We start from the raw sequence: 18,149 nt of genomic DNA, 5'->3' as shown, positions 1-18,149 counted from the left end.
GATACAAAATGAAATTAGAAGATATCGTAGAATACTGTTCATCTTATCCAGCCTCATATGAGGATCATCCTTCAGGGGGTTATACCCCAAGAGCAAACCACCCGTCCAACGGGTGGTTATGATTTTTTGTAGGCTAGCCTCAAATTGCTATTCTTTCCAAACACTCATAGGGTCCCATGGCTTGACCCGATTGCCATATTTTCCGGCCAAAAAAGCTTTCATATCTTCCAGCTTAGCAGGCACCTCGTTCCAAATTGGAAGGGGGGGTAACCCTCGTTTGCTTTTCAATAGGATATCCACTGTAACATACAATCGTTCTGGCTGAATCCAATGAAGGAAGCGGGAAATATCAATTTGCTTGGTCAGGGACAAGGAATCAATTTCGTCATTGTAATGCTTGTTGAACTCGCTGATCAGGTTCAGGAGGTAGTCTCTCTGCTCCTTCACGAAGTCCAGGCCACAGATGGCGCCATGTCCCGGAACAACGATTTCGGGTTTAATTTCATCAATAATGCGATCAAGCACTTTAACCCAATTGAGGGTTCCCTCTTCGCTGTATGCGGTACAACCGTTAAACACGACATCGCCAGCGAACAGCACTTTTTCTTTTGGCATCCACAGAAGCAAGTCACTATCAGAGTGGGCCGGAGCTACGTTGTAAATCATAACTTCCGTATCGCCAAGCCGGATGTTGATATCGTCCTTTATCTCAATATTCGGGAGCACCCATTCTACGCCTTCCAGGTCGAATCCTTCAAATTCCGCTGCAAAAAACCGCTCACCCGAAGTCGATTCCGGAGAATCCTTTCCTCTTCTGATAACGCTGTCCATCCAGGCGATATTTTCGGTGAGACGCTCTCTGGAGGCTTCCTTGTGCATAATAATGCAAGCATCTTCAAACACTTTGTTGCCCCAGGCATGGTCGCTGTTATAGTGCGAGTTCACCACATATGCGGGAGAGCCGCCGTTGCTTACTTCCATAAAAGCCTCCCGCATTTCCTGCGCATGGAACAAATCGAAGAACGTGTCATACACTAGCCCTTCACCCTTGTTGATGAACCCAGCATTGGCCCAACTGATGCCGCGATACGGCGAAATACCGGCAAAGACGCCATCAGCGACTTCAAAAAATTTAACGCGAGGTTTTTGGATAATACGTCCATACTTCATAAAAATTCTCCTTTGAGTATATGTTTTTGGGATAAGGCCTACTGACTATGTCTTATTATAGAGAATGGAAATTCAAAATACAAGCGTGTACTTGCATGCATTTATTCTATGCTATATGATAGTAACAGAACAACATCACACAAAATGGATCGAGGCGCTGCTGTCGAACAGTTGCATCAATTCAATGAAAATGAAATCAGCCCGATTGCAGCGGTAAACCTGCTGCCGCCGGTTCCGAATCCGGCTGCGCTTATCGATTTCGGGCTGACGCCAAGACATCTGAGAAATGCTGGCGTAAATCTGCTGCAAAGAGAATATACAGGGCCGGAAAGAGAGGAGCTTATACGTAAAATTGCTGAAAAATTCCAGCAAGATCCGAATAAAGTAACTTTCAGTTATTATAAGTGTAACCACAATGCATTAATTGGCGATGGGGATACGATTCATTGGCCTTCGTACTCTTCCTATCTGGATATCGAGCCGGATCTGGCCTTTGTTACAGGGAAGGGGAACTGCATTGCAGGTTATGTTATTTTTAACGACAGTACTGTCCGCGATGTGCGTGGCCGGATTTCCAGGCGATGACCGGACCGACGCGCTGCAAAGATTTTGATCGCAGCAAAGGAATAGGACCATATCTGGTTACGCCGGATGAAATCGACAACCCGCTGGCATTGGATGTGGATGTACGCATCGGGGAGAGACTGCACTGGAAGGGAAGCACATCCGAGTATTCTGCACACCCAGCAAAAGTGATGGAGGAGGTTCTCAAAGTTTTTACGCCGCTCCCAGGCACGATTATAGGAATGGGGACGATACCGGATTGCTGTGCAATCGAGACCGAACAATGGCTATTGCCCTCTGACCGAATCCAGATTACATTTGATAAATTAGGCACGCTCACGCAATTGGTGCCTGATCATGTCAAGATTACGGAACCAAGCCGCTGGGAACAAAGAAGCGATTTGCTTTAAATAAACGTTTATGAAAATGATGAACCCCGGTCCTGCTGTGCATAGGCAAAACTTGTAGTAGAATAGGTTTAACATATGCAAAAGGAGAAATACAATGCAAACTTCAGAGAGAATCATCGAAGCCGCGACACGGCTCATCAAAAAGAAGGGCTATCGGGGGGTAAGCACCAAAGCCATTGCAACGGAAGCTAAAGTCAATGAATCTACGATTTTCCGGCACTTTGGAAGCAAGCAAGGCATATTGGAAGCCATCATTGAAAGACATTCGGATATCCCGCAATTTGAGAAGCTGCTAAAAGAGGACGCGACCGATAATCCGGAAGTCGATCTGCTGAATGTAAGCCAGCAGTACCGTTTGTTTTTCCATAAAAATGCGGACATCATTTTGATTGGCATCCGCGACAAAGGAATGCTTCCCGAATTGGACAGAGTGCTGGCCGATCCGCCCGTGAAGCTGCACTCCTTGCTGGTTGAATATTTTGAACGCTTGCAGAAAAAAAAAGTTATAGCCAGACAGGATGAGCGTCTTGCCGCCATGTCTTTTCTCTCGATGTGTTACGGATTTCAGATGAGCGAGCTGATTCACCGGCAATATCAGCCCCAACTCGTCACCGAGGAAGAGTTCTACAAGCACAGTGTCTCATTGTTTGTAAAAGGAATCTTGTCTCAGTCATAAGCTTTGTTGATTTCTTTAAGAAGGCAGCCGATTATCGATCGGTTGCTTTTTCGTTATACTAACGGGCAGTATAACGTAATGTGAAGAGTAGATTTCAAAAAGCTCAAGTTTGGGAAGGATATTTTTCCATATACATCGAACATATATTCCTAACGTTTAATTGTGAGGAGTGGCAAAGTGAATCTTCCTGTATGTTATGAGAATGAGAAGTTTGAGCCAATACACAGCTATATACATAAAGCACATCAGGGAGTTTGGCGGCAAAAAGAAACTGTGGCAAATTGGCATAGAAGTATTATTACATATGTACAAAATACGAGTTTTGTGAATAAGAATACCGCTGTGTGATTGTCATGCCCGCGGTATAGCGAAATGATCCGAGAAACCTACTTCAACGGATACCACTTGTACATGCTGACTGCCGCTAACAGCCACCATGATCTGCCGCTGTATTCCAGGCTCCAGCCTGCCTCGCGTCTCGATGCCGTGAGCTTTGTTGGCAGTACGGTAGAGTTTTCGCAACGATTCACTTTGGGTATGGTCGACAAGATGCTGCTCGATGCCGCCCATGATGCCGGCGCGATCTATGATCTGCTTGCGCATCAGCACATCGAGCCGTTCATTGATCTCAACGCCAGAAGCGTTTCAAATGGCTCTGTCCGATGATGACGACGCGTACCGAGTGCTCTTGTAATACGCCTTGCTCCACAGCCAAGTATGGACGTTCCTTCCACACGCAGAACAAGGACAATCCGCGTTTGTTTCCAAAGACACCGCTCGATTCGAAAGCTTGGAAGCTGACGTATAAACGTCGTACTACCGTGGAACGTTCCAATAAACGGGAAAAGATCGACTACAAGCTCGAAGCAGGCCGTCACTGCTCTACAAAAATGTGGTACATCTGCATTTACGGTATTATGATGTGCCAATACATCGACGCTTGGTATGCTCACCAGCAAAAAGAGCTTGATTTACTACAGCCACAACTACTAGGGAACGCTCCCTAACTACTTGCCTTTTTTGAAAAATGAACGCTGTCTGCTTGTTTGCCTTACCCATTATTGAAAGCGGGTTTAACATCCAGATTTACCTGTCTGATTTCCACGCTTTGAGCCTTATTTCAGCTCCGTACTCCCCTTTAACTCTGAGAGTCTATATGTGATTCAAGCGTCGGGGAAGCCTTTATCTTACTCCGCTCCCGCCTTCAACGCTTCGCTCATCGGGATACGGGCTACTTTTTTTCTGCACATCCGCTTTGCAAACTCAAACGTAATCATTACAATAACAAAACCGAGCACCATATAGAAGAAATTAAGTTTGACCGGCATTACGAGCTGCAATGACTCTGTGAGCGATTGATACAGCGCGCCTATGCTTCCCAGCAAAGCGGGAATACCGAACAGAAAGCCTGCCGCAACAATGAGTGTATTGCTGCCCAATATCAATGTATTGATTTCCTTCTTTTTGTATCCGAACACCTTCATTAGCGATATGCTGGCCCGGCTTTCGTCAACCATCATACCGGTTACAATATAGATGATAATCAGACCGACGATAAATGCAGCAAAGATTAAGCCGTAAATCATTGGCGCCATCTGATTGATCAAGCTGCCGAAGCCTGCGATTATGGCATCGATGGATTTGGTATTCTGGAGCTCGCCCTGAGAAAAGTTCATCGGCATGTCGCTCCAAATACCGATGTAAGCATCCACAGGCAAGCCAAATTCTTTATTGAATCGGTCGAGCGGCATAAACAAAAATTCGCCGGCGTACGTATCCGCCACTTTTTCAATGATAAACGTATGCTCCTTCCCGTTTTCCACATCGAACACGGTCACGCTGTCGCCTGTACTCACACTAAGCTTTTTCGCCAGCGGCGCCGTGATAATGTTGGAATCCGGTTTAAGTACTTGCCCGGAGCCATCTTTCAGTATGATCTTCCCGGTGTCTGGCAGAACGCCGGTCATATAAAAGCTGATTTCATCATTATTTACAAGGCTCACATACGCCGCGCCGAACGGTTCGCCTCCTGCGGGCGCAGTTCCGGTTTTCTCCGATTTGAAAACATACTCATATTTAAGGTTGTACATCTCCTTCACGCCTTTATTGAGCATATAGTCAACCGAGCTTTTCATCGCAAAACCGTATAATATAAGCATTGTGGCGACAACGACCCCAAACAACAGCAATAAGCTTCTCGATAAGCTGCGAACCTGCTCCCTGATCTGGAACTTTGTATTGAATTTCACACGGTCAAGCCGCAGGTTCCGTTCTATGAAATTCGTTTTTCTTTTGGTTTCTCCGCCTTTCATAAGGATGGCCGGAGGCGTTTTTAAAACTTTGCCGATAACGCCCCATGTGACGCTGCAAAGAATAATAACCGGAAGCAGTATGGCGACAATCATCAGCCAAGGATTGGATATCGTTTCATAAACCGGCATAGGGAAGGCCGTCAGCATAAAGTTGAATACGGGGGCCACCAACAATAACCCCAATATGGAGCCGACCACTGAGCCGATAACCGACACCATTAGCGGGAACATCAAATAATGGCGGCGTAATTCCCGTTTTCTATAGCCTTGCGCGTACAATGTCCCGATAATGACGGATTCGCTCCTGATCATCCGCCACATCAGCATTCCGAGCAAAACACAGGTGAGCGCAAGCATGGCAAGCGGCACAACTGCACTCATCGTGGATTGTATGCTTGCCTTCATAGGAACGTAGGATACATTGACTTTCTTTTCTGTGCTTTGCCAGTTCGTTATGTGGATGCCCTGCGAACGCAGCGCGTTTTTTAGTGCCGCTTCCTGGGATTTAATATTTCCCCTCTCGTCGAAACGGATGGCGTAAACCTTATTCCGATCCTGCATGGAATCAAAATCCGCTTTGCCGACAACACCGACGCCGAAGGTTTTAGGGTCGTTCATCATCGTATCTTTCGACGGGATAACATAAATAAAATGAGGCAGCAGCGTATAGCCCGAAACGGTATAATTTTTGTTTGCGACATGGATGGTGTCGCCGATTTGGTAACCGTTTGTTTCGGCAAACAGACGGTCGAGCATGATTTCCGAACGGCCCGGTACGTTCCCCTCTTGGACGGCGGGAATATTGACGGTGTTCATCATCGGAAACACCCGCAGCGTTTGACCGGGCTTCACTTCGCTGTCCGCCGTGCCGCCAATTTCAAGCTTCGCGGCAAATTGCCGGCTGAGAGCGGCCGCGTCAATGGCGGTATCGGTGGAAAACTCCGCGTCGGACAAAACGTTCCGTTCGGAAAACGTCTTGAACGTATAAATCAAATTGGCTGATGTCATATTTAACATGACAAACATCATACTGCTGATCATCAGTAAAAGCATAGACCCGATGTACCTGGATTTATGTTCCAGCATGGTCCTTGTTACTTTTTTTAGCAGTGTCATCACCACTCAATCCTTTCTGCTGCGGTTGTTTCTTCATGCCGGATCGTTTCCACAATCTCTCCGCTGCGCACCTTGTAGACCACATTCGCCATATCGCCGATAGCTGTGTTGTGGGTGATCATCAGGATGGTCGTTCCCAAATCGCGGTTTATTTTCTGCAAAAGAGAAAGCACACTGCGGGACGTCTCATAATCCAGCGCACCGGTCGGTTCGTCGCACAAAAGCAGCTTCGGGTTCTTGACAATGGCGCGGGCTATCGCGACACGCTGCTGCTCGCCTCCGGATAGCTCCCTTGGGAAATTCCTTTTTTTCGTTTCCAGGCCAACCGCTTTCAGCACCGTATCCATATCCAGCGGAGCTTTTGAAATATTGGCTACCACTTCGATATTTTCCATGACGGTAAGATTCGGTACGAGATTGTAAAACTGAAATATAAAGCCGACCGAATCCCTGCGGTAATCCGTCAGCTGATCGTCGTTAAGCGCAGCAAGCTCCAGTCCGTCGACACGGATACTGCCGCTGTCCGCAAGGTCCACGCCGCCAATAATGTTCATCAGCGTTGATTTTCCCGAGCCGGACGGGCCGAGTATGACGCCTGTCTGCCCTTTTTCAAGCCCAAGACTTACCCCTTTCAATATCTCGGTTTTGCTTTTGCCCGTAGGGTAGCTCTTTTTCAAATTCTTTACCGCAATAAACATAGTTATCTCTCCATCCCTTGTTTTAATAAGGTGACCATGCTTTTCAAAAGGCTCTCCATCTCGTTAAATTGTTCTTCCGTAAGCTCGCCCTCAAACTCCTTGGCCTTTGCAATAATGGTAGCAGTAAATTTTTCCGTTACCCCCTGAAAAAACAGCAAAAGAATGCTGTCGTCCAGGTCGTTGCGGATCGTTCCTCTTTTCTTGCCGTTGGCAATCAGCTTTAGCTCATATTCCTCACCGATCCTGTTTAATTCGCTATTGGCTTCCTTCGTCAGGCTGCCGTATTTGCCCGAGACGATATCCATGGAAAACGCAACAAGCAGAGGCTCTTTCATCAACAGCTCAAACCGTTCGCGGTTTCCAGATAGAAAGTAATCATAAACATCCATATCCTTCAATGGGGTTTGTCTGTCGATCGCCTTCATAAAATAATTCAGCCCCCATGTGACAGAATATAAAAACAAATCCTTTTTATCGTCAAAGTATTGATAGATGCTGCCCTTGGCAACTCCCGCATTTTGGGCGATCGCTTCTATTTTTGCCTGTTCGAAGCCATGGGCCTGAAATTCTTCAATGGCCGCTCGCATGACTCTTTCTTTTTTGTCGTCGTCCAGTCGGTTAAAGGTTCTTTTAGGCAATGTAATTCCTCCGCATTCATTATGACTTAATAGTCATATAATATGACCAAAAAGTCATAATGTCAATAGACTTCGTTACAAGTGATATTTCTATTACCGGCCATGTTTCAGCGGAATACAAAAAAGGCTGCCGATTGGGCAGCCTGCCTTGGATGTCGTCTAGAGGACGAACGCTAACGTTCTCCACTTCAAATTATCCGGTTGCATTCGAAACCGCGATCCGATATGTCCAGGAGCCGAGTCTGCATTTACGGACAAGATCCGGGCTTGGGCTGATGTATAATTACAATATATGTGAACCCGTTCTTGCATAACAAAAAAAGCCTTGATTAACAAGGCATTGAATGCAAACTATTTTAGTTCACCGTACAACATCGATTTTTCCTTACCTTACCTGCCTCATAAAAATAGACCATAACGTCCGCGCTATGCGTCGGATGGCTAACTCCTCAATAGCACTGAGCTTGTATGTAGGCATGAAAAAACTCCCCATACAGTAACAGGTTTTATTATTTCACCTGTCTACTGTATGGGGAGCATATCATTAATCGCTTGCTCGCCCTAAAATCGTGTACTTTTATTTCAAGTGTAGTTCAACATTCCCTTGCGGAAGTCTTCCCTCCGTCCTTGTTTCAATATTTTGCTCATCAAACCGAAGTCACTCAAGGTTACTTTGCAATCGGAGGTTGGATTTCCCACTGACTGGCCCCATTATTTATAAAAGATAAGAGCGATTTTAGTGCAATTTCTACCATATCACTTACCGCTTGATCAGTATAAAATGCCGTGTGCGGCGTTATAATTACATTCGGGAATGCCCTTAAGATGGCTAACTGGCGGTTGCTTAAAACGTTTAGACGATGATCTCCATGAAAAATACCCAGTTCATCTTCAATGACATCCAGTGCTGCTGAGCTTATTTTCCCCGTCTCAATCCCCTGAATCAGCGCCTCGGTATCAATCAACCCTCCACGCCCGCAATTCACTAGGCAGACCCCATCCTTCATTTTATTGATGCTTTCCTGATTGATCATATGATAATTGCTATCAAATAACGGTGCGTGCAGGGTAATTACATCGCTGTTAGATATTATTTCTTCTAACGAAACATATTCTATTACATTCTTTAAATGATCATTTTCGTAAATATCGTAACCAATGATTTTACAGCCAAATCCAGAAAGATTTCTGGCAACAGTAGCCCCTATTTGGCCAGTACCGATAATACCCACAGTTAAATTTCTAATTTCCCGGCCTTGAATGCCTGCCAAAGTGTAATCCTGTATGGCATTCCGAGCCAGGATTTGTTTGGCTTTTCTCACGCACATTAAAATTAACATTGTAGTAAAATCAGCAACACTATTGGGTGAGTAGGTCACATTGGAAAAATGTATGCCATACTCTTGAGCTGCATCGGAATCTACATAATTATACCCGGCGCTCCTTAACGCAAGATACTTAACACCAGCCTTGCTTAACGCCAGTAAAGTTTCCCGGTCAGCTTTATTGCTCCCTTGTATCGTTACACCTTGAGTTCCTTGTGCCTGACTTGCTGTCTCCGGGTTTAACTCTTGGGCTACATATTTAATATCCAAATTAAGTTCTTTCTCATATTTCCTAAAGAACTCTATTTCATCAGATCTCACACCATAGGCTACTATTTCTTTCAAAGTTATTTCCCCCTTTCAGTAATTATGGACGACACCGAGCTTAATCGTAAATCCCGACTCCATACGTTTATAAGAAGAAGGGCAGCAAAAAACTGATAACAACAACCATCACGGCTCCGCCGATTCGGTTGGCAATAGTTGCAAATGGCATCATGCCCATTCGTTCCGACGTTGACAATACCCCGATGGCACCGGTTCCCCCTAGGTTCCCCAAATTAAGACCAACAGCGATCATCGCATCAATAGAGTGGAACTTCATTAGCTTGCCAAAAATCAATGAACCCACCATAGAGCCGATAACACCGAAAATGATAATGATAAAATTCGAGATTGTAAAATAGGAAGCCACTTGGGTTAAATCGAGCGATGAAATACCGATTCCCGTGATCATAAACGGCAAAAAGTTCCGGACCATAAACCCTTGCCAATAATCACTAGATTGGCACAGGTTATTATCCAAAAAGCCTGTGGCTTTCACGATAATTACTAAAAGTACTGCCCATGCAATAAAGTTAAGCTGCGGGATGAGACTCTGCAAAATGTTGCCGGCAATCATAAAAACAACCGAAACAAACAAGCCTGTACCTAACTTAGTGATGTCTTTTTTTAAATCACCCGTGGCTTGTCCTTTTTCTTCGGCTGGTTGATCCGGGTTCTTACGCGCATTCTTTAGCAATTCGCCATTGCCTGTCAAAGAAGGATAACGCTTGCCCAACTTATGCAGCAAACCGGCAAAAATGACACAAACCAAGTTGGAAATATTCATATAAACAAGAAACTGTCCGGAATAAGTTCCCGCAGGCTGATGAAAAATCGGACTGTAAATGGACGGAACGACGGCTATTGCACCAGAAGAACCCCCGCTGTAATTCGGTAAACCCGTCATAAACAGACCCTGCAGCAACGACTTTCCTGTAAGGAAGGATCCTAACACCAAGAAGATGAATACAAAAACCAGTGCGCCAAGAATGCACGGTAAAAGCCTTAATGAAATGGTGACCAATGTCCTCCGATCCATACTTAATATGGAGCCAATAATGATTGCAGCCAAGAATAAATTGACAAAACCGGACCCAATAAAACCTGAAATATTCGTTTGGACGTAGTCTGGAATTAGGCCAAAATACACAAGTGCAGATCCACCAAATAACGGCAGGAGGATTGCACCTCCCATCCAACTGCCGAAAATGGGAATAATACCGCCAACATATGAGAATAAACCGCCAGCCATCAAGAGAAACGCAATTGAACCGATGATATCCTTATTCAAATTCCCAGTATAGGCCGCAATTAAAATGATGATTGAAAAAGTAATATAGTACTTTAACGGCAGTCCTGAAATTTTTATGCCTTTAAAACGGGTTATTAAAGTTGACTTCGACGGAATGGAGGTAACCTCAATTTGCTTGTCCATAGTAATCTCCTGACTGATTATTATTGTATAGCAAAGTGTTTAGCTGGATTAGTGATTACCCCCGTTAGTGCGGAAGCTGCAGCTACTGCCGGTGAAGACAAGTAAATCAGTGATTTTTTGGTCCCCATTCTACCGATAAAGTTTCGGTTATTCGTGCCAAGTACCACTTCATCGTCACTCATTAATCCATATGGCTGACCACAGCATAACCCGCAGCAAGGATGCGAGACACTGGCCCCAGCATCGATAAAGGTTTGAATATAACCGCGCTCGAGAGCTTCTTTATAGACGTTGACTGTCGCTGGTATCACAATCATTTTTAAGAAAGGCGCTATTTTTTTGCCCTCAAGAATTTTTGCTGCCGTTTCCATATCTTCGATACTGCCGTTAGTGCAGGATCCGATATAGACCTGATTTAGCTTTGTTCCTTCAACTTCTGAAATAGGATGGACATTATCCACCCCTTGCGGGCAAGACAGCTGAGGTTCTAGTTTGCTAACATCGTAATGAAGAACTTGTTCATACTTGGCATCTTCATCGAATTTTAGCCAGGAAATATCATTGTAGTTCATGCCATAATACTCAGCGGTTTTTTGATCCGCCTCAAATAATCCAACCTTTGCGCCGGCTTCTAAAGCCATATTGGCTATGGTGAAACGTGACTGTATACTCATGTTGCGAACTGCATTCCCCCCGAATTCCAGCGACTTATACTGGCCTCCGTCCGACTTGATGTCGCCAAGTATTTTTAAAATGATATCTTTCGCCCCGACGCCCTCAGTAAAGTCGCCATCAAGCACAATCTTGATGGCGGAAGGGACTTTAAGCCAAATCTCTCCCGTAGCTATGACCGCTGCCATTTCCGTATGTCCAATACCAGTACAGAAACAGCCTGCACCGCCATAGGTGGTCGTATGGCTATCCGTTGCTACAACGAGCTCACCAGGTCTAGCGTATCCCAATTCATGCATCAATGAATGGCAGATACCTTCGCCTTTGTGGACATTTTTAATTTGGAATTTCTCCGCTAAATCAAGTCCATCCACAAAATGGATAGGATCTGTATCGACCTGGTTTGTTGGCATAAGATGGTCAAAAATGATCACTCCACGCTCTGGGTAAACCGCCTTGGTCACATGCATATCCTTTAGAGCACGCTTTAGAAACGAAGTATAAATATCATGGATCATATAACGATCGGGCCGAGCGATCACAATATCACCAGGAGTCAAACTTTGTTCTCCCGAATTTTTCATTAACAGCTTTTCAGCCAGCGTATATCCCATTTTCTGTTATCTCCCTTCCGCTTCTGCTAGTTCCATTCGTTTAATGATATTGGGGATTAGTCCGCCATCTTGAATAATTTCAAATAAATTATCGGGCAGATTAGGAATGTTGAACGTTTTGCCGTTGACGGTAACCGACTTATTCACCTCAACAGTAAGAATATCTCCCTCTTGGCAGCTTTCAGGTATCTCCGCGCTTTCAATCAGCAACATCCCGTTGTTGATTGCATTTCTGAAGAATATACGCGCAAATGATTTGGCGATGATGCAGTACACCCCGTGTACATTAATCGCTTCAGCGGCCATTTCCCGCGATGAACCGCAACCAAAGTTTTTACCGGCTACTATAATGTCTCCAGGTTGTACCTGGGAAGCAAATTCAGGGCGAAGCGTTTCTAAGCAGTGCGAGCCCATTTCCTTCTTATCAAGAATGACACCATGACGGCCGGCAATGATGGTATCCGTATCTACGTCGTCAGGCAGTTTCCATACCTTGCCGCTAAATTTTTTTTCCATATTAATCTCCTCATCCCTTTGAGTTTAATGTAAGGCAGCCCTTTAATGCAGAGTTGGCGACGGTCTCCGCAGAAGCTAGGTAAACCAAAGAGTCTTTTGAGCCGTTGCAACCCTTAAAATTCCAACAACTAGCCGATAGCATAGTCTCGCCTTTACCGATAACGCCTTTCGAGGTGGTAACGCAGCTGGCACAACCCGTGCTCAAGATTTGAGCACCGCTTTCGATAAAGGTTTGAATCAAGCCTTCGGATATAGCTTGTTTATATACTTCATTGGTTTGTGGTGCGATCGATAAGCGCATATTAATTGGAATCTTTTTGCCTTTTAATATCGTTGCGGCTTTTCTCAAATCCTCAATGCTGCCTCCCGTACAGCCGCCAATGAAACAGGCCGACAATGGAGTGCCTTCCAATTCGGCTATAGGTTTCGATTGATTAATCGATCCCGGGAGGGCTGCCATGGGGTCCACACTTCCAAAATCATAGCTTTCTTGGCCGGACCCTTGATAATCCGAATTAACAAAAGCCGTAACCGCCCCGCTTCTGGTCGCCAATTGGCATAGATCGGCAGTTTCTTTTAAGGATAAATTTTTCAAGCCTTCGCCATAAAATTCAAGAGCTTTGCCAGAGTATTTAAGGTCGTCCGAGGCTAAAAATGAGAGCATAAAATCTTTGATGGACGCCCCCGGTTTAAGTTGACCGGCAAGCTCAATATGCACAGTATTCGAGACCACTAAATTCATTCGACCGGTTGCACACACGTTGAGCAATTCGGTAGCCTCCACATGGAGCCCAAGAGCCCCTTTCATGCCGAAGATACCGTTCATCTGTCCTGGTGAAACAACGATATCTCCCGGTTTTACATATTGATCTAGCAAAATGTGATACCCGATACCTTGGGATTGAACAAATTTCAGTTCATGCTTGCGGGCGAATTGAATAAGTTTCTTCTGAATTTCAGCCGATATGAAATTCCCTGCAGGCGTATCGAAATAGAGCATTACGATCACACGCTCAGGTGCCTCAAGATGATTAATATTTTCTAATTCATTTACAATATCCAACGATAAACTATCATTGAGAACGATAAAGTCGGGTTCAATAACCATGGCTGTACCGGACTTTTCGTTCAATATGGATTCGATAATTGTCATGTCAAACTAACTCCTTCCCCATTTCCCTGACCTTCTCAGATATGAGAGTACCCATTTCGCTGGTTCCAACAAGTCTGCTCCCCGGCAAATAAATATCCCTTGTCGCATAATTTTCATTTAGCACCCGCATAACTGCTTCTTCAATAGCCAGACTCTCTTCTTCCAAATGAAGAGCAAATCGCAGCATCATGGCACCTGACAAAATGGATCCGATCGGATTGGCTATATCCTTACCGACTATGTCACGATCTTTGTTATGGACTTGGTTCGGTGTAAACAATCCTTTGCCCTGGCCATTGAGCTCCGCCGACGGAAGTAAATTCGGCGCCCCTGCGAGTGCGGAAATTTCATCCGAAAGGATGTCCCCAAACATACTGGACGTTAATATTACATCGTAATCATGGGGATTTATAATGACTTGGGCAGCAGCATCATCGATGAATTGATGCTTAAGGGTAACATCGGCGTAATCTGCACTAATTTCTTGAACAACCTCACGCCACAATTTCGAACTTTCCAGGATCACAGCTTTATCCAAGCTTGTAACCCTCCTTCTGCGTTGGCGGGCAAACTTAAAGGCAAAGTGAGCATTCCCTGTAATGATTTCTTCATTGTAGTATTCTTTATCGTATGCTTCTTTACCGTGATCTCCAATTCCCTGGTATTTTTCAGACATAATCATGCCTCCGGCAAGATCACGAACCATAAGAATATTAAATCCCTCGCCAATGATGCCATTCTTTAAAGGACTCAATTCCGCCAAAGATTTATAAACAGAAACAGGTCGCAGGTTTGTTGTAAGCTGCAAATTTTTCCGCAATAAAGAGAGGACATAGCTGGGACGTTCTTTTTGTGGCAATTCTGGAAAACTGTCGAGCCAAAGGCTGCCTAATAATACTGCGTCGCTTTCTTGACATTGCCTTAAGCTCTTGTCAGGAAGGGGCTCACCGTACTTACGAACGGCCTCAGTTCCAGCATCGCATAGATGAAAATGAAAAGTATGGTGAAATACTTTGCCGACTTCGTTGATCACTTTGATGGTTTGGTCAACGATTTCTTTACCGATACCATCTCCATATATGACCGAGATGTTATAAGTCATCTATCCCATCCTCCTTTGTTTACAAAATTTGGAATAACATGATAATTCAATTGTCCAAAGCTACCGCTATATCGATCGCACTGACAATACAACCCGGATAAGTACAACGTTGTACTAATAAGGTAATGGTGTTCCTAAATTTAAGGAGATCCCCCCTCATCCTTTCAAAGTTTCGGCCGAAGTGATCATAGTGATTAAGTATATCGTTTTAGTAGAACGTTATACTGAATTGACATTCTCATTTTAAATCAATAAACTTAAGAAATCAATGATATGTTTTATTTTTCACAAATGTTCACATTTACTAATGAGTTGGCTATGATATTTTAAAGAAAAGCTTAGAGTCAATTATTTGTTGGATTGGAGACCTTAGAATGGTTACAATGAAGGATGTTGCAAAGTTAGCTGAGGTATCTGTGTCGACGGTATCTATTGTCGTCAATGGCAAAGCGAAGGAACGGAATATTCCCTTGAAAACCTACGATAAAGTCGTAAAAGCCATGGACGAATTGGGTTATCAACCGAATGTAAGTGCAAGACGTTTACGCAATTTGGATCAAGCCAAACCGATTATTGCTTTATATTGGACATTAGATGCTCGGACGAACATGCTGGCTGCACTACTGGCAGGTATTCAGTCCGAAATCGAAAAAAAACAATTTGAATGCGAACTAGTTATTCGAATTTATACGAATGATCAGATCGCCAAAGATGCTAAGGAGATCAAGAATAATTCCTACAGTGGAATTATTATAGGCGCTACCTCCGAATCGGACGTTGCCTACTTAGAATCGTTATCGCCCCGTATGCCGATCGTGCTCATTAATCGTAAGTCAAAAATATTCTCCACAGTCTATGTTGACTCAGAGGAAGTTGCGACGGAGGCTGTTTCTTTGCTGACAAAACAATCGATTAGGCAAATAGGAGTAGCGGCTATAGAGAGTCCTTATGTTGCTTCAAGCCAACGAATAAACGCTTTTCTTGAAGAGTGTAAGAAGCAGCAGATTTCGGTTGAACAACGGCACATGATTAAGGCGCCAAATTCGTTAGCTGGCGGTCTGATAGCGGCGGAAAAATATCTACAAATAACAGACCGTCCCAGGGTGTTATTCTGTGAATCAGATACGATCGTTCTGGGAATGATTCATCAATTTAACCGTCAGAATATTCGAATCCCAGAGGAAGTGGCCATTATCTCCATCGGGATGACCGGACCGGATGCTACCCAATACTCTACACCGTCTATCACAACCATAGATATTCCCTCCGAGAAAATAGCTGCGGCAGCCATTGCTATACTTCATGAGTCGCTGTCCAAGAAGAACCTGCATGAGCGGTTAATGCCTGTTCATCTAAAAATACCTCCTAAAACTTATATTCGAGCGTCATTTTTGGGATTACCAGATAAAGATGGTACATTATTTTCGGATCAATAGCGCAGAGTGTTTGTGTTCGATGTGTGTTTTTGGGATAACGTACAAATCGAGATATACGTTTTGGCTCATATAATTTATATTGGGGGATGGTACCGGCATGGACAAGAACTCTGTTTATAGAACAAACATTATAGGCGCTGGCGAGGTCGGCAGCGCGGTCTCGGTCGACATGGACAAGAATTCTATACATAAAACAAACAGCATCTTTTGGGATACTAAAGGAAATGACATCTTAGGAGCAACCGCGCTTCCTTTCTATGGAGCATTTGTCTCAGAAGAAAAATGCCAACTTTTTGGCGATGTCTCAGGAAAAAAGATGCTGGAAATAGGCTGTGGAAGCGGTCAATCCTTGCAATATCTGGGGGAACGAAGAGCATCTGAACTATGGGGTATGGATTTATCAGATAAACAAATCGAAAAGACAAAGCAACATTTGACGTCGTGCGGTCTTTCAGCAAAATTGATCTGTTCTCCCATGGAAGAAGAATGTGGTATTCCGGAGGATTATTTTGACTTCGTTTATTCGATTTATGCCATAGGCTGGACCACCGACCTTGAGGGAACTTTTTGCCGAATCGCTTCTTACCTAAAAAAGGACGGCGTATTTATTTTCAGTTGGTCTCATCCAATACACAAGTGTGTGGTTGCAGAAAATAATATGCTTTCTTTTAAAAAATGTTATTTTGATGAATCTTGGTATTCGGTATCACTTGATGAAGGTACGTTAACATTATCGGACCGAAAACTATCAACCTATGTGAATGCGTTGTCAAAAGCGGGATTTGTCATTGAGCAAATGATTGAACAGTCTGATGATGAAATTATGCAATCGCGGGACGATAACTGTGATTTTGCAAAAAAAGCAAGGATGCTTCCTGTTACCTTTGTATTCAAAGCAAGAAAACTATAGTAGTACTTGAATATAACTGCCCGTTGGCTTAACGAGAAGACCAGCCGATTGCATATCGGCTGGTACTTTCGTATGCTGAAACGCTCCTTTATCTACGTTTCTTTTTCTTGAGCAGCTTTGGCCATCGATAGGGTTCAACGTGTCTCGTCATTGCGATGAATACCCTGCCCCACTGTTCCTCATTTAAGGAACAAATGGGCTGATTACGATCTATTCTCAGCTCTTTCACTAATTTTGCGATTTGCGGAGGCGTAAATACCCTTCCCATCACCTCGTAAAAAGGTAAACCGGGATATCGAAGTCCATGTGAAGCAAAGGCTGTAAACTTTCCGCGAAGGTTTTGAGGAACCATTGAATTCTTTTTTCTAATCACAGTTACGACGGCTGAATCCACACTCGGTGGCGGTGAAAAATTACTCGGAGCGACCGTTCGAACAAGCCGAATATCATACCACATTCTCCATGCCAGAATTACCGGATTTGTAACAGGAACAGCCGTAAAACGTTTGGCAGCGCCTTTCTCGATGACAAAAACGGCCCGCTGCAGTTGCAGGGATGGGTCTCCCAAAAACTTCTCGAATAAGGGAGTGGTAATCGAAAACGGTATATTAGCCACCACGCAAAAAGGATTTCGTGGAAGTTCAAACCGTAGAACATCGATTTGCTTGATTTTTATGTTATTTTCTTCATTCATTTTGCTTCTTAGTTTCTGAATGCTTACGGGATCATTTTCGATTGCGATGACAGTTCCCGCTTTCTTGGCTAAAGAAAAGGTGATTGCCCCTCCTCCCGCACCGATATCAATTACTGTATCACCAGGGTGGATCCTTGCCAGACTAACCAATTCTTTTATTAAGGTTTTATTTATTAAGAAGTGTTGTCCAGAGAAATTAGACGTCTCCTGATGACGTCTTGAATTGTTTCTAGGCATGACAAAAAGCACCTCATTCATTCGTATAGTAAATGAAAAAGGCACAGCACAAATAAACCCATCGAGATATCCTAAAAAAAGGATAAGTGATTGCGGGTTATAAATGTTCTGTACCTGCCATTAACGAATACGAATGAATGAGATGCA

Annotated in this window: 18 protein-coding genes; 7 read left to right on the top strand and 11 right to left on the bottom strand. The window is 44.1% G+C overall.

What is annotated here, in order from left to right; all coding sequences use genetic code 11:
- Positions 1–147: 147 nt before the first annotated feature.
- Positions 148–1,170: an MBL fold metallo-hydrolase gene (locus tag V4U88_RS17340; protein WP_334074505.1), complete on the bottom strand. Its 1,023-nt coding sequence runs from the start codon at positions 1,168–1,170 to the stop codon at positions 148–150.
- A 144-nt stretch (positions 1,171–1,314) separates the two neighbouring features.
- Between V4U88_RS17340 and V4U88_RS17335 the strand changes: the two genes are divergently transcribed.
- The 5 genes from V4U88_RS17335 (at position 1,315) to V4U88_RS17315 (ending at position 3,827) form a co-directional block, all read left to right on the top strand.
- Complete coding sequence (locus V4U88_RS17335) at positions 1,315–1,755, top strand: fumarylacetoacetate hydrolase family protein (RefSeq protein ID WP_334074504.1); 441 nt, start codon at positions 1,315–1,317, stop codon at positions 1,753–1,755.
- Positions 1,752–2,144, top strand: coding sequence for a fumarylacetoacetate hydrolase family protein (locus V4U88_RS17330; RefSeq protein ID WP_334074503.1), 393 nt, complete (start codon positions 1,752–1,754; stop codon positions 2,142–2,144). The genes V4U88_RS17335 and V4U88_RS17330 overlap by 4 nt, the downstream gene beginning before the upstream one ends.
- A 94-nt stretch (positions 2,145–2,238) precedes the next feature.
- Positions 2,239–2,820 (top strand): TetR/AcrR family transcriptional regulator, encoded by a 582-nt coding sequence (locus tag V4U88_RS17325; protein WP_334074502.1) that lies wholly within the window; start codon positions 2,239–2,241, stop codon positions 2,818–2,820.
- A 405-nt stretch (positions 2,821–3,225) separates the two neighbouring features.
- A complete protein-coding gene (locus tag V4U88_RS17320) occupies positions 3,226–3,486 on the top strand; it encodes a hypothetical protein (protein ID WP_334074501.1) in 261 nt (86 codons plus the stop codon).
- A complete protein-coding gene (locus tag V4U88_RS17315; RefSeq protein ID WP_334074500.1) occupies positions 3,483–3,827 on the top strand; it encodes a hypothetical protein in 345 nt (114 codons plus the stop codon). The genes V4U88_RS17320 and V4U88_RS17315 overlap by 4 nt, the downstream gene beginning before the upstream one ends.
- A 180-nt stretch (positions 3,828–4,007) precedes the next feature.
- On the opposite strand, the gene V4U88_RS17310 is transcribed toward V4U88_RS17315, so the two are convergent.
- From V4U88_RS17310 to leuB, 9 genes are all read right to left on the bottom strand, one after another.
- Positions 4,008–6,248: an ABC transporter permease gene (locus tag V4U88_RS17310; protein WP_334074499.1), complete on the bottom strand. Its 2,241-nt coding sequence runs from the start codon at positions 6,246–6,248 to the stop codon at positions 4,008–4,010.
- Positions 6,248–6,946: an ABC transporter ATP-binding protein gene (locus tag V4U88_RS17305; protein ID WP_213505821.1), complete on the bottom strand. Its 699-nt coding sequence runs from the start codon at positions 6,944–6,946 to the stop codon at positions 6,248–6,250. The genes V4U88_RS17310 and V4U88_RS17305 overlap by 1 nt, the downstream gene beginning before the upstream one ends.
- Before the next feature lie 2 nt (positions 6,947–6,948).
- On the bottom strand, positions 6,949–7,584 hold the full coding sequence (locus tag V4U88_RS17300) for a TetR/AcrR family transcriptional regulator (RefSeq protein WP_334074498.1): 636 nt from the start codon (positions 7,582–7,584) through the stop codon (positions 6,949–6,951).
- Positions 7,585–8,252: 668 nt separating this feature from the next.
- Entirely contained in the window at positions 8,253–9,254 is a 1,002-nt protein-coding gene (locus V4U88_RS17295) for a D-isomer specific 2-hydroxyacid dehydrogenase family protein (RefSeq protein ID WP_334074497.1), read from the bottom strand.
- 67 nt (positions 9,255–9,321) lie between these two features.
- A complete protein-coding gene (locus V4U88_RS17290) occupies positions 9,322–10,668 on the bottom strand; it encodes a 2-hydroxycarboxylate transporter family protein (RefSeq protein ID WP_334074496.1) in 1,347 nt (448 codons plus the stop codon).
- Positions 10,669–10,688: 20 nt separating this feature from the next.
- On the bottom strand, positions 10,689–11,954 hold the full coding sequence (locus V4U88_RS17285) for an aconitase/3-isopropylmalate dehydratase large subunit family protein (RefSeq protein ID WP_334074495.1): 1,266 nt from the start codon (positions 11,952–11,954) through the stop codon (positions 10,689–10,691).
- 6 nt (positions 11,955–11,960) lie between these two features.
- Positions 11,961–12,470 carry a LeuD/DmdB family oxidoreductase small subunit gene (locus tag V4U88_RS17280; protein ID WP_334074494.1) on the bottom strand — a complete coding sequence of 170 codons (510 nt, stop codon included), beginning with the start codon at positions 12,468–12,470 and terminating at the stop codon, positions 11,961–11,963.
- A gap of 10 nt (positions 12,471–12,480) precedes the next feature.
- Entirely contained in the window at positions 12,481–13,623 is a 1,143-nt protein-coding gene (locus V4U88_RS17275) for an aconitase family protein (RefSeq protein ID WP_334074493.1), read from the bottom strand.
- 1 nt (position 13,624) lies between these two features.
- Complete coding sequence (gene leuB / locus V4U88_RS17270) at positions 13,625–14,725, bottom strand: 3-isopropylmalate dehydrogenase (RefSeq protein ID WP_334074492.1); 1,101 nt, start codon at positions 14,723–14,725, stop codon at positions 13,625–13,627.
- Between the two features lie 374 nt (positions 14,726–15,099).
- Between leuB and V4U88_RS17265 the strand changes: the two genes are divergently transcribed.
- Together V4U88_RS17265 and V4U88_RS17260 are read left to right on the top strand one after the other, a co-directional pair.
- Positions 15,100–16,161 (top strand): substrate-binding domain-containing protein, encoded by a 1,062-nt coding sequence (locus tag V4U88_RS17265; protein ID WP_334074491.1) that lies wholly within the window; start codon positions 15,100–15,102, stop codon positions 16,159–16,161.
- A 97-nt stretch (positions 16,162–16,258) separates the two neighbouring features.
- A complete protein-coding gene (locus tag V4U88_RS17260) occupies positions 16,259–17,071 on the top strand; it encodes a class I SAM-dependent methyltransferase (protein WP_334074490.1) in 813 nt (270 codons plus the stop codon).
- An 88-nt stretch (positions 17,072–17,159) separates the two neighbouring features.
- Here V4U88_RS17260 and erm read toward each other — a convergent pair whose 3' ends face one another.
- Positions 17,160–18,002, bottom strand: coding sequence for a 23S ribosomal RNA methyltransferase Erm (gene erm / locus V4U88_RS17255; RefSeq protein ID WP_334074489.1), 843 nt, complete (start codon positions 18,000–18,002; stop codon positions 17,160–17,162).
- Between the last annotated feature and the right edge of the window lie 147 nt (positions 18,003–18,149).

The sequence above is a fragment of the Paenibacillus sp. A14 genome, from assembly GCF_036864815.1.
Taxonomy (GTDB): domain Bacteria; phylum Bacillota; class Bacilli; order Paenibacillales; family Paenibacillaceae; genus Fontibacillus; species Fontibacillus sanfengchensis.
Note: the sequence above shows the minus strand (reverse complement) of the source record. Positions and strands in the feature narration are given on the sequence as shown.

Excerpts from the sequence above, each read along its gene's own strand:
- V4U88_RS17340 (WP_334074505.1), bottom strand. The coding sequence starts at position 1,170 with ATGAAGTATGGACGTATTATCCAAAAACCTCGCGTTAAATTTTTTGAA.
- V4U88_RS17335 (WP_334074504.1), top strand. The coding sequence starts at position 1,315 with ATGGATCGAGGCGCTGCTGTCGAACAGTTGCATCAATTCAATGAAAAT.
- V4U88_RS17330 (WP_334074503.1), top strand. The coding sequence starts at position 1,752 with ATGACCGGACCGACGCGCTGCAAAGATTTTGATCGCAGCAAAGGAATA.
- V4U88_RS17325 (WP_334074502.1), top strand. The coding sequence starts at position 2,239 with ATGCAAACTTCAGAGAGAATCATCGAAGCCGCGACACGGCTCATCAAA.
- V4U88_RS17315 (WP_334074500.1), top strand. The coding sequence starts at position 3,483 with ATGATGACGACGCGTACCGAGTGCTCTTGTAATACGCCTTGCTCCACA.
- V4U88_RS17310 (WP_334074499.1), bottom strand. The coding sequence starts at position 6,248 with ATGACACTGCTAAAAAAAGTAACAAGGACCATGCTGGAACATAAATCC.
- V4U88_RS17305 (WP_213505821.1), bottom strand. The coding sequence starts at position 6,946 with ATGTTTATTGCGGTAAAGAATTTGAAAAAGAGCTACCCTACGGGCAAA.
- V4U88_RS17290 (WP_334074496.1), bottom strand. The coding sequence starts at position 10,668 with ATGGACAAGCAAATTGAGGTTACCTCCATTCCGTCGAAGTCAACTTTA.
- V4U88_RS17285 (WP_334074495.1), bottom strand. The coding sequence starts at position 11,954 with ATGGGATATACGCTGGCTGAAAAGCTGTTAATGAAAAATTCGGGAGAA.
- V4U88_RS17280 (WP_334074494.1), bottom strand. The coding sequence starts at position 12,470 with ATGGAAAAAAAATTTAGCGGCAAGGTATGGAAACTGCCTGACGACGTA.
- V4U88_RS17275 (WP_334074493.1), bottom strand. The coding sequence starts at position 13,623 with ATGACAATTATCGAATCCATATTGAACGAAAAGTCCGGTACAGCCATG.
- leuB (WP_334074492.1), bottom strand. The coding sequence starts at position 14,725 with ATGACTTATAACATCTCGGTCATATATGGAGATGGTATCGGTAAAGAA.
- V4U88_RS17265 (WP_334074491.1), top strand. The coding sequence starts at position 15,100 with ATGGTTACAATGAAGGATGTTGCAAAGTTAGCTGAGGTATCTGTGTCG.
- V4U88_RS17260 (WP_334074490.1), top strand. The coding sequence starts at position 16,259 with ATGGACAAGAACTCTGTTTATAGAACAAACATTATAGGCGCTGGCGAG.
- erm (WP_334074489.1), bottom strand. The coding sequence starts at position 18,002 with ATGCCTAGAAACAATTCAAGACGTCATCAGGAGACGTCTAATTTCTCT.